Annotated in this window: 8 protein-coding genes and 1 pseudogene; 5 read left to right on the top strand and 4 right to left on the bottom strand. The window is 72.0% G+C overall.

Annotated features, from left to right (window positions below):
- Positions 1-127, bottom strand: a 127-nt coding sequence (locus ABZ854_RS36350; protein ID WP_361220109.1) for a barstar family protein, incomplete at its 3' end; no start/stop codon positions are given.
- A complete protein-coding gene (locus ABZ854_RS36345; RefSeq protein WP_361220106.1) occupies positions 94-1,452 on the bottom strand; it encodes a cytochrome P450 in 1,359 nt (452 codons plus the stop codon). The genes ABZ854_RS36350 and ABZ854_RS36345, both read right to left, overlap by 34 nt.
- Positions 1,453-1,561: 109 nt before the next feature.
- Here ABZ854_RS36345 and ABZ854_RS36340 point away from each other — a divergent pair, with 109 nt between their 5' ends.
- Positions 1,562-2,569, top strand: coding sequence for a LacI family DNA-binding transcriptional regulator (locus ABZ854_RS36340; protein ID WP_361220103.1), 1,008 nt, complete (start codon positions 1,562-1,564; stop codon positions 2,567-2,569).
- Here the strand turns inward: ABZ854_RS36340 and ABZ854_RS36335 are convergent.
- Together ABZ854_RS36335 and ABZ854_RS36330 are read right to left on the bottom strand one after the other, a co-directional pair.
- Complete coding sequence (locus ABZ854_RS36335; protein ID WP_361220100.1) at positions 2,557-3,321, bottom strand: phosphatase PAP2 family protein; 765 nt, start codon at positions 3,319-3,321, stop codon at positions 2,557-2,559. The two genes, ABZ854_RS36340 and ABZ854_RS36335, sit on opposite strands and share 13 nt — an antisense overlap.
- A 203-nt stretch (positions 3,322-3,524) precedes the next feature.
- Entirely contained in the window at positions 3,525-4,487 is a 963-nt protein-coding gene (locus ABZ854_RS36330) for an alpha/beta hydrolase (protein WP_361220097.1), read from the bottom strand.
- 190 nt (positions 4,488-4,677) lie between these two features.
- Between ABZ854_RS36330 and ABZ854_RS36325 the strand changes: the two genes are divergently transcribed.
- From ABZ854_RS36325 to ABZ854_RS36310, 4 genes and pseudogenes are all read left to right on the top strand, one after another.
- Complete coding sequence (locus tag ABZ854_RS36325) at positions 4,678-6,303, top strand: AMP-binding protein (RefSeq protein ID WP_361220095.1); 1,626 nt, start codon at positions 4,678-4,680, stop codon at positions 6,301-6,303.
- Between the two features lie 87 nt (positions 6,304-6,390).
- Complete coding sequence (locus ABZ854_RS36320; protein ID WP_361220092.1) at positions 6,391-6,873, top strand: acyl-CoA thioesterase; 483 nt, start codon at positions 6,391-6,393, stop codon at positions 6,871-6,873.
- A 98-nt stretch (positions 6,874-6,971) separates the two neighbouring features.
- The gene (locus ABZ854_RS36315) at positions 6,972-9,344 is read left to right on the top strand and encodes a bifunctional salicylyl-CoA 5-hydroxylase/oxidoreductase (protein WP_361220089.1); all 2,373 of its coding nucleotides are present in this window, start codon (positions 6,972-6,974) and stop codon (positions 9,342-9,344) included.
- 12 nt (positions 9,345-9,356) lie between these two features.
- Positions 9,357-10,420: pseudogene (locus tag ABZ854_RS36310) on the top strand (carbon-nitrogen hydrolase family protein).
- The last annotated feature ends 292 nt before the right edge of the window (positions 10,421-10,712 follow it).

The following is a 10,712-nucleotide window of genomic DNA, read 5'->3' as shown; positions in this document are numbered from 1 at the left end:
CCGACCACGCGTCCAGGTTTCGGCCGAACCACCCTGGCAGCCCGCACGGCTCGCTCACCGCGTCCCAGAAGTCGTTGCTGCGTCGCGCCCGGGTCACCACGAGCCGAAGGAGCGCCACCAACTCCATCGCTCGGAGGGCGTCTCGGCGACCGGATGTTCGCTTCGGCGTAGTTCCGGTGCGTCCATGAGGGCGGGAGTCACGTGTACCGCACCCCGGCCTTCGACCTCCGGGCCGGCCGTGAAGAACACCACGGGCAGCTTCGCGGGAGCCCCCGACCACAGCGAGGACGAGTGCGGGGCGGCGTCCGCTCTGATGAGGCGGATGTCGTGCAGCCGGTCCAGGAGCACGGTGAGGGCTCCCTCGGTGATGATGCGGGCCGCGTCCTTCGCTGGGCAGCCGTGGGTGCCGGTACCCCAGGCCAGATGCGCCCGTGTGTGCGAGACGGGGGTGTCCTGCTGGGCCAGTTCGGCGTTGGCGGCGGACAGGCAGGGGATCACCAGGTCACCGGCCTGAATGCGGTGCCCCGCCAGGACGGTGTGGGCGGTCGCCCATCGTCCGGCCATGTTCGGCAGCGGCGCGTGCGCGCACAGCGCCAGTTCGACGAGGTGTGACGCAGACCTGTCCCGGGTCGCGAGGAGCCCCGGCCGGTCATGGGCCAGAAGCAGGCGCAGGGCGTTGCCGATCAGGCCGATCGTGCCGGTGCCGCCGATCAGGGCCAGGGACAGGAGGTTGTGCGCCGTCTCGTCGTCGGTCAGCGGGCTTTCCTGGACCAGCCACGAGGACAGGTCGGGCCCTGGTGCGGCAGTCCGCCCGACCACGAGTCGGCGCAGAGAGTCCACGAGCTGTGTCTCGGCCCGTCCGGCTTCGGGGAAGGCGTGCACGACGGTCCCGGCCAGCGCGCCGAACCTGTCGGCCGACTCCTCGGCCAGGCCCAGCAGATCGGCGAAGACGCGCCAGACCAGAGGCCCCGCGAAATCCGCCATGAGGTCGGCGGCGCCCCGAGCCGCCCAGCCGTCCACCAGGAGGTGCGCCCGGCGGCGAACCAGATGGCCCAGCCTGCGCAGATCGACGCGGCCGAGGGTCTCGGTCAGGGCCCGGCGGTGCCGGAGGTGCTCGGCGCCGTCGAGCCGGACGGCGGCCGGGCGGGGACGGAGCAGGGGTGCCAGTGGCGCGTCCGGTGGCAGCGTCCCGCGCGTCATGGCGTTCCATCGGCGAGGATCGCTGGAGTAGAGCTCCGCGTTCCAGATGACCTCCAGGACCTCGCGATGGCCGAGCACCAGCCGGCCGACGACGCCGGGGGCGATCTCCACCACGACGACCGGCCTCCGGTCCCGGCGCAGCGCGGCGTACAGAGCGTCGGCGTCCTGGTCGAGCGCCCGGCCGTACAGCGGGACCGGGCCCACTGCGTGCGGGTACGCGGGCGAGGCGCCGGTGTGGTGCGTCGGTTCCATCGGACTCCTTCCGTGGCGGCGGCACGGGCACGCTGCGGCGCTCGCGCTAACGCGTGTAACCTTGCTGGTAGGCCGGTCGGACGACCGGGAGGAACGGAGTTGCGGAAACATGGGCAAGGAGCCGACTGCGCCGGCGGCCGTCACGAGCGCGGACGTGGCGCGTCTGGCGGGGGTGTCGCGCGCCACCGTCTCCTTCGTCCTCAACGACACCCAGGCCCACCGGGTCAGCGCCACCACGCGCGCCCGGGTGCTGGCGGCGGCCCAGCAACTGGGCTACGTCCCGCACGCCGCCGCCCGCTCGCTGCGGGCGGGGCGGAGCAACCTCGTCGTCATGCCGGCCTCCGTCTCGGCGGTCGGCCGCCTGGTCAGCGCCTGGATCGACGACCTGCAGAGCGAACTGGAACAGTACGGGTACGTCACGGTGCTGCACACCGGGCGCTTCTCCGACCCGGTGAGCGCTGCCCGCGCCTGGGCGGAACTGCGACCGGCGGCGGTCGTGGCGCTCGACGGCGACAGCCTGACCGACCAGGCCGCGGACGTGCTGAACAGGGCCGGTGTGCGGGGCGTGCTGGCGTTCGCCTCCCGCGAGGTGAAGGGGGTCCGCACCGTCGACTTCGACCACGCCCGCGTGGGCGCGCTGGCCACCGAGCACCTCGTCTCGCGCGGCCGCCGGAACATCGGTGTGATCATGCCCCGGGAGCGCGGCCTGGCGGTCTTCGCCCGGCCGCGCCTGGCCGGAGCGGAGAGTGTCGCCGCCCGCAGCACCGCTGCCGTCACCGGCGTTGAGATGTCCTACTCCCACGAGTCCGCCGCGGAACTGGCGGACCGCTGGGCCGACTTGGGCCTGGACGGGGTGTTCGCCTACAACGACGAGTACGCGGCCCTGCTGCTGCACGCGCTGCGCGCCAAGGGGCTCTCCGTGCCGGACGACGTCGCCGTCGTCGGGGCGGACGACCTGGTGCTGTCGGGACTCCAGGACCCGCCGCTCACCACCGTCCGGCTGCACCTGCCGACCACCTCGCAGGTCGCCGACGCCGTGCACGCGCTGATCGACAGGAAGGACCCGCCCGAGCTGGAGGGCATGGAGCCGGTGCTGGTCCACCGTCAGTCCTCGTGACCGGCCGGTCCGTTCGGTCCGTTCGGTCCGTCGAGGGTGGCCCGTCCCGGTGACGTCGGTCTTTCCCTGGCCAGCAGCGGTGTGCAGAGCCACCACAGCACGAGAGCCGCACCGGCGCCCGCCACGGCGCCGGCCAGGGTGTCGCTCAGCCAGTGCGCGTGCAGCCAGGTGCGGCTCCACATCATCACCACCGTGAGGACCGTTCCCGCGATCCACCAATCACGGCGACGGGCCGCGGGGACCAGGAGAGCGCCCACCACGACGACGAGGAGCGCGATCCCCGCCGAATGGCCCGACGGGAACGAGCCGTGGTCGACCCTCACCAGCGGGTGCGCCGGGCGCGGCCGGGCCACCCCGTACTTCAGGATCTGGACGAGCAACATGTCACCCACCACGTAGGTGAGCAGCAGGAACGCCAGTGACGGCCAGCGCCGCCGGACACCGAGGAAGACCGCCAGCCCCACGGGCACCACCACCCCGAGCGGTCCGCCGAGCCAGTTGAACACGGCGGCCACAGCGGCGTACGGCCCGTCGTGCGGTCCCCCCATCCAGCGCAGCCATGTGTCGTCGATGTGCTGGAAGACCGGCCGGGCCGGGTGCGCGAGCACCGCTGCGGCCAGCGCGGCGGTGACGAGCAGGAAGAGCATGCCGAGCCCGAGCGCCCCGGACGGCGCGAGCGAGGGAGTGGGACGGCGGTGCCGACTGGTCACGGGAGCCGAGGCGGCAGGCCCGGCCGTCGTCGTGCGGGTCATGAGGTACCTCTCGTGGCCGGGCTGTACGGCCCGGCCGGCTGGGACGTGGGGGCGAACGGCCGCTTCGAGCGGGAGACCGGGAGGCCGGTAGACCGGGGTCGGGCGATCGGCAGCGGCTGGGGGAGGGGACTCGGGACGCCTGGGCGCCGGACACGTCGTCCGGCGCCCAGGCGCGGGGGAGTGGCAGCGGGCGGAAGGCCCGTTCAGGCACCCAGATGCCGGGCGAGGAAGGCCACGCTGGCGGAGACGATCGGTGTCACGTCCGGCGCCCCCAGGAAGATGTGGTCGGCATCCGGTACCGGCTGCAGGGTGACCTCACCACCGGCGCCTTCGAGAGCCACGGCCAGGGCCTCGCTCTGGCTGTACGGCACCAGGCCGTCGGCCGTGCCGTGGATCAGGAGGAAGGGCGGGGGCTCACCCGGACCCACGTAGGTGACCGGGCTTGCCGCCCGGGCGAGTTCCGGCAACTGCTCGGTGGTGCCTCCGAGCAGCGCGGTGAACGGGTTCGGGTAGGACGGACCACCCGGCACGGTAGGCAGAGCCTGGTCGAGCAGCACCTCCAGGTCCGACACCCCGTACCAGTCGACCACGGCCCGTACGCCGCTGTCCTCGTCCCGCACGCCCTCGGCGCCCTCCAGCGCCGTCGCGGCGTCGGTGCCGTCGCCACGCACGAGACCGGCCAGGGCGGCCAGGTGGCCGCCCGCCGATTCGCCCCAGACGCCGATCCGGTCCTTGTCGATGCCGAGGTCGGCGGCGAAGCGGCGCACATAGCGGATGGCGGCCTTCACGTCGTGCAACTGCGCCGGGAACGGCGCCTCCAGGCTGTGCCGGTAGTCGATGCTGACGACGGCGAGACCGGCCCCCAGGATCGTGCCGTACAGCAGCTCCACGGGCACGGTCGGCGGCGGGAACCGGCGGTCGCCGTCCAGCCAGCCACCGCCGTGGATCCACACGACCGCGGGCACCGGCTGCTCGGCCGCGGGCACGTGGGCGTCGAGCAGACACGGCCGGTACCCGGGCTTGCGTGCGTAGGTCAGACCGTCGAAGCGGCGCACGCCGTCCTGGCCGGCCGGCGCGGGAGCGGGGGCGAGGAAGGGCGGCGGCGGCCACTCCATGTCGATGTCGCCGGCCGGCGCGGCCGGATCCATAGCGGGGGATTGGGTCATGTCCGCCTCTTTCTGCGGGTGGGAGTACGCTGTTACACGTGTAACACACTTGGGGCGGTCGGGCCAACCCGTGGAGCGGAACCACGGCCTCGCGACTCAAAAATCTTGTCGTGAAATCTTGACGCTCGTCAATTTAGCGAAATACTTGGCGCACTCCCCCCGCTGCCCCCGAAACCGAGGTGTGCGCCCCATGGAGCTCTCCCCGTCCGCCCACGCGGACACGTTCTGCCGCGACCGGCTTCCTCCCTCTCCTCTCTGGCCCCGACTGCACTTCGATCTCCCGGAGTTGCGGTACCCCGACCGGCTCAACTGCGCGGTGCGCCTCCTGGACGACGCCGTCGACAGGTGGGGCGCCGACCGTCCCTGCCTGCTCACCCCGACCGACCGGTGGAGCTACGGCGACCTGCACCGCCGTGCCAACCAGGTCGCCCAGGTCCTCACCGACGACCTGGGGCTGCGCCCCGGCAACCGCGTCCTGCTGCGCGGTCCCAACAACCCCTGGCTGGTGGCCTGCTGGTTCGGCGTGCTGAAGGCCGGCGGCGTCGTGGTGACCACGATGCCCCTGCTGCGCGCCCCCGAACTGGCGCAGCTGCACGACATCAGCCGTCCCGTCGTCGCCCTGTGCGACCACCGCTACGTCGACGAACTCAGGGCCGCCGACGCGCCGGGCCTGACGGTCCTCTCCTACGGCGGTCCGGACGACGACGACCTGGTTCGCCGCTGTGCGACCAAGAGCGGCGAGTTCTCCAGCGTCGTCACCGCCGCCGACGACGTGGCGCTCATCGCCTTCACCTCCGGTACGACCGGACGCCCGAAGGCGACGCTGCACTTCCACCGGGACGTGCTCGCCAACGCCGACACGTTCGCCCGGCACATCCTGAGGCCCCGCCCGGACGACGTCTTCACCGGCACGCCCCCGCTGGCCTTCACCTTCGGGCTCGGCGGCCTGGTCGTCTTCCCCCTCCATGCCGGGGCGGCGACCCTGCTCATCGAACAGGCGTCGCCGGAGAGGCTGGCCGATCTCGTAGCGGAGCACGGCGTCACGGTCCTGTTCACCGCGCCCACCGCGTACAAGGCGATCATGGCCGCCGGAATGGTGGACCGCCTGTCGGGTCTGCGGCGCTGCGTGTCGGCCGGCGAGGCGCTGCCCGCCCGGGTGTGGCAGGACTTCCACGCGGCGACCGGGCTGCGCATCATCGACGGCATCGGTGCCACCGAGATGCTGCACGTGTTCGTCTCCGCGGCCGACGACGACATCCGTCCGGGGGCCACCGGCAAGCCCGTCCCGGGATACCGCGCGATGGTCGTCGACAGGACGGGCGCGCCCGTTCCCGACGGACAGCCCGGCCTGCTCGCCGTCACCGGACCGACGGGCTGTCGCTACCTCGACGACCCGCGCCAGACGACGTACGTCAGGAACGGCTGGAACATCACCGGAGACACCTACGTACGGGACGGCGACGGCTACTTCTGGTACGTGGCCCGCAGCGACGACATGATCGTCTCCTCCGGGTACAACATCGCCGGCCCCGAAGTGGAGAAGGCGCTCCTCGTCCACCCGCACGTGGCGGACTGCGGTGTCGTCGGTGTGCCGGACGACCGGCGCGGCATGCTCGTCAAGGCGTTCGTGGTCCTGCGCGAGGGCGTGGCCGCCGACGACGTGACCGTCAAGGAGCTCCAGAACCACGTCAAGCAGACCATCGCGCCCTACAAGTACCCCCGTGCCGTGGAGTTCGTGACCGAACTGCCCCGCACCAGCAACGGGAAGCTGCAGCGCGGCGAGCTGCGCCGGCGCGCCGCGAACGCGGCCGGCTGAACCCCTTCAACCGCAGCCCGGAAGCCATCCGCCCGGCCTGCATGACACCCCGCAGCCGACCTCGCTCCGGCTGCCGAAAGGCACCCCATGGAAGCCCCCAGCGATCAGGGGACGAATCCGTCCCGCGGTGACCGTACCGACGATGTCCCCGAGGCCCTGCCCGGCATGGTCGTCGAGCGCCGTGTCGAATGGCCCGACACCGATGCCGCCGGCCACTACCACCACTCCACCGTCGTGCGCTGGGTCGAGGCGGCGGAGGCCGCTCTCCTGCGCCGGCTGGGTCTCGCCCACCTCTTCGGCAGCACACCGCGCGTGCACTTCGAGGCCGACTACCGCGCCCGGCTGTGGTTCGGAGACCTCGTCCGCATCGAGTTGCGGGTCGTCGAGGTCGGCACCACGTCGCTGCACTACGCCTTCAGCGTGCGCGGCCAGGGCGACGAGGAGGCCGCCCGTGGCCGTATGAGCATCGCCCACTCCGCCGCGGACGCCGCCGGTGCCACGCCCTGGCCCGACGAGGTGCGCGAGCTCCTGACGAAGGCGGGGGCACAGGCTCCCGAACTCGGGGGCTGAGCAGGGCAGATGGTGACACCCATGCAGTTCTATCGAGTTTTCTTGACGAGCGTAGGAATTACGACATACGTTGTTCCTCGAACCACAAGGAGGACGCCGTGCGCGTAGCAGTCATCGGCGGAGGGCCCGGCGGCCTGTACTTCGCGGCCCTGGCCAAGCAGCTCTCCCCGCACTGGGAGATCACCGTCTGGGAGCGCAACGCGGCCGACGACACCTTCGGATTCGGCGTGGTGTTCTCCGACGAGACCCTCGACGGCATCGCGCAGGCCGACCCCGCGATCCACGAGGCCGTGTCGGCGGAGTTCGCCCGCTGGAGCGATATCGACGTGCGTTACCAGGGCCAGGCCCTCACCTCCGGCGGCCATGGGTTCGCCGCCCTGGGCCGCAAGCGCCTGCTGCGGATCCTCCAGGACCGGTGCGCGGCCCTGGGCGTCGACGTGCGCTACCGCACGCAGGCCCCGCCGGCCGCCGAACTCGCCGGTGCCTACGACCTCGTGGTGGCGAGCGACGGCGTACGGTCGCAGACCCGGGCCGCGTACGCCGACGCGTTCGGACCGGACCTGGACGAGCGGCACTGTCGCTATATGTGGCTCGCGACCGACAAGGTCTTCGAGGCCTTCACCTTCATCGTCGCGGAGCGGGACTTCGGGACCGTGCAGGTCCACGCGTACCCGTTCGACGACACCCGCAGCACCTTCATCGTCGAGATCGACGAGGAGTCCTGGCGGCGCGCGGGGTTCGAGGCGTTCGCCGCCCGTGACCTCCCGCCGGGAGCGAACGACGAGGCCAGTATCCGGTTGTGCGAGGAGATCCTCGCCGACCACCTCGACGGCCACCGGCTGATCCCCAACGGCTCACGGTGGATCCGCTTCACCACCGTCCGGAACAGCAGCTGGCGGCACGAGAACGTGGTCCTGCTGGGAGACGCCGCCCACACGGCGCACTTCTCCATCGGCTCGGGCACCAAGCTCGCGATGGAGGATGCCCTCGCCCTGGCGGCCTGCCTCCATGAACACCCGGACGTGCCCGCCGCCCTGGCCGCGTACGAGGCCGAGCGCAAGCCCGTCGTCGAGTCCACGCAGCGGGCCGCGCAGGCGAGTCTGGAATGGTTCGAGAACGTCGGCCGCTACACCGGGCAGGAGCCCCTCCAGTTCGCGTTCAACCTGCTCACCCGCAGCCGACGCGTCACCTACGACAACCTGCGGGTGCGCGACGCGGCGTTCACCGGCGCGGTGGACGCCTGGCACGCGGACCGTACGGCGATCGGCGGGCAGGCCGTCCCGGCACCGCCGATGTTCCGGCCGTTCCAGCTGGGCGGTCTGCGCCTGCGCAACCGCGTCGTGGTACCGCCCACCGCCCTGTACTCCGCGCAGAACGGCGTGCCCGGCGACTTCGACCTCGTCCACCTCAGCACCCAGGCGCTCGGCGGCTCGGGCCTGGTCATCGCCGGCATGACGGCGGTCAGTGCCGACGGCCGTGCCACACCGGGATGCCCGGGCCTGTACACCGACGAGCAGGAAGCGGCCTGGCGCCGGATCACCGACTTCGTCCGCGGGCAGACGGACACCTGCCTCGGCGTCCAGCTCACCCACGCCGGACGCCGCGCCGCGACCAGCACTCCGCGGTCCGACGGCCGGTGCGTGCCGCTCGGTGACAACGGGTGGCCCCTGCTCGCCCCGTCCGCCCTGGCGTGGGACGCGGAGAGCGCGACGCCCCGGGAGGCGACGCGTGCGGACATGGACGCCCTCACCGAGGACTTCACCGCCGCGGCCCGCCGCGCCGACCGGGCGGGCTTCGACGTACTGGAACTCCAGTACGGGCACGGGCACTTGATGTCGAGTTTCCTGTCACCGCTGACGAACCGGCGGACCGACTCCTACGGCGGAAGCCTCGCAGGCCGGATGCGCCTCCCGCTGGAAGTGCTGGAAGCCGTCCGCGCCGTGTGGCCCTTCGGCAAGGCCCTGATCGTCCGTATCTCGGCCGCCGACTGGGCCGAGGGCGGCATCAGCGAGTCCGACGTCGTGGAGTTGTGCCGGGCCCTCGGGGAAGCCGGGGCGGACGCCGTGGACGTCTCGACCGGAGAGGTCGTGGCCCACGAGCGCCCACGGTACGGCCGTAGCTACCAGACGCCGTACGCCGACCTGATCCGCAACGCCGTCGGCGTTCCCGTCATCGCCGTGGGCGCCCTCTCGACGTACGACGACGTCAACTCGGTCATCCTGGCGGGCCGGGCGGACCTGTGCGCCGTAGGACGTGCCCAGTTGCACGACCCGCTGTGGACGCTCCACGCCGCGGCCGCACAGGACTACACCGGGCCGGCCGCGCCCTGGCCCGTGTCCTGGAGGGCGGGCAGCGGCAGACCGCCGGGTGCCCGCACCGACCGCATACCGCCCCGCCTCCAGCTGCTCCGGGACACACCCGCGCCCGTGCACCAGCGGTGGCTGCCCGAGCCGGCGGCGACAGCCGTCTGACAGGAGGAAGAGATGGAAGAGAAGCAGCGGGGGCGGCTGCCCCGCTTCACGGCGGCGGCCGTGCAGTCCTCACCCGTGTTCCTGGATCCGGCGGCCACGGTCGAGAAGGCCGTGTCCCTCCTGGCGGAGGCCGCCTCGCAGGGAGCGGAACTGGTCGTCTTCCCGAGGTCTTCGTCTCCGGCTACCCCTACTGGAACTGGACCATGAACCCGGTCCAGGGCTCCCCGTGGTTCGAGCGCCTGTGGCAGGCGTCCGTCGACATCCCCGGCCCGCACGTGGACGCTCTGCGCGCCGCGGCCCGCCGGCACGGTGTCGTGGCGGTCATCGGCGTCAACGAACGCAGCCCCCACAGCCTCGGCATCCTCTACAACACGCTGCTGACCATCGGCCCCGACGGAGAACTCCTCGGTGTGCACCGCAAGTTGGTGCCCACCTGGGCGGAGAAGCTGACCTGGACCGGCGGCGACGGAAGTTCGCTGCGAGTCCACGAGACCCCGGTCGGGCCGCTCGGCGCGCTGGCCTGCGGTGAGAACACGAACACCCTCGCCCGCTTCACCCTCCTCGCCCAGGGCGAACTGGTCCACGCGGCGAGCTACATCGCGCTGCCCGTCGCGCCCGAGGACTACGACATGGCCGACGCCATCGCCGTACGCACCGCCGCGCACAGCTTCGAGGGCAAGGTCTTCTCCGTCGTCGCCTGCTCCACCATCTCCCCGGACATGGTGGACACCATCGCCGGTGACGACGAGGACGTACGCCGCATGCTCGCCCGCCCACGGAGCGCGCTCTCGGGAATCTTCGGACCCGACGGCCGCCCCGTCACCGAGCCGCTCGTCGACGACGAGGGCATCGTCTACGGCGAGATCGACCTCACCCGGTGCATCCAGCCCAAGCAGATGCACGACATCGTCGGGCACTACAACCGCTTCGACGTCTTCCGCCTGCACGTCGACAACACCCCGCGCACCCCGGTCACCTTCACGACCGACCCGGCCCACCGCGCCACCGCCGCGCCCCTTCCGGCCGACACCACCACCGCCCCCGCCACCCCCGGTACATCGAAGGAGTCTCAATGACGAAGTCAAGCCGCTTGCGTGACCGGCGGGGCGGAGGTGAAGATCCGTCCGTCACGCAGCAACGCCCTTCTTCGACCACAACGTGGCGCCGGTCTCGTCGACCACAGCCGCCCAGTGGTGGCCCTTGTCTGCGTCGACACCCACCCAGACCTGCGCTTTCCGCTCACTCACTCGCCCCTCCTCGCGCCGTTCGGCAAGCCGTCGGCCCGAGGAACACCCCGCTGTCATCTCCGTAATCAGCGACCGCACAAGGCGCGCACATCTCAATCAGCAGCCAGGGCGCCCCGGAGAA

It is taken from the genome of Streptomyces sp. NPDC047028, assembly GCF_040644095.1.
Classification (GTDB): Bacteria; Actinomycetota; Actinomycetes; order Streptomycetales; family Streptomycetaceae; genus Streptomyces.
The sequence above is the reverse complement of the archived record's forward strand: the minus strand, read 5'-3'. Positions and strand labels throughout refer to the sequence as shown.

Coding starts and splice junctions, on each gene's coding strand:
- ABZ854_RS36345 (WP_361220106.1), bottom strand. CDS start 1,452: ATGGAACCGACGCACCACACCGGCGCCTCGCCCGCGTACCCGCACGCA.
- ABZ854_RS36335 (WP_361220100.1), bottom strand. CDS start 3,321: ATGACCCGCACGACGACGGCCGGGCCTGCCGCCTCGGCTCCCGTGACC.
- ABZ854_RS36340 (WP_361220103.1), top strand. CDS start 1,562: ATGGGCAAGGAGCCGACTGCGCCGGCGGCCGTCACGAGCGCGGACGTG.
- ABZ854_RS36320 (WP_361220092.1), top strand. CDS start 6,391: ATGGAAGCCCCCAGCGATCAGGGGACGAATCCGTCCCGCGGTGACCGT.
- ABZ854_RS36330 (WP_361220097.1), bottom strand. CDS start 4,487: ATGACCCAATCCCCCGCTATGGATCCGGCCGCGCCGGCCGGCGACATC.
- ABZ854_RS36325 (WP_361220095.1), top strand. CDS start 4,678: ATGGAGCTCTCCCCGTCCGCCCACGCGGACACGTTCTGCCGCGACCGG.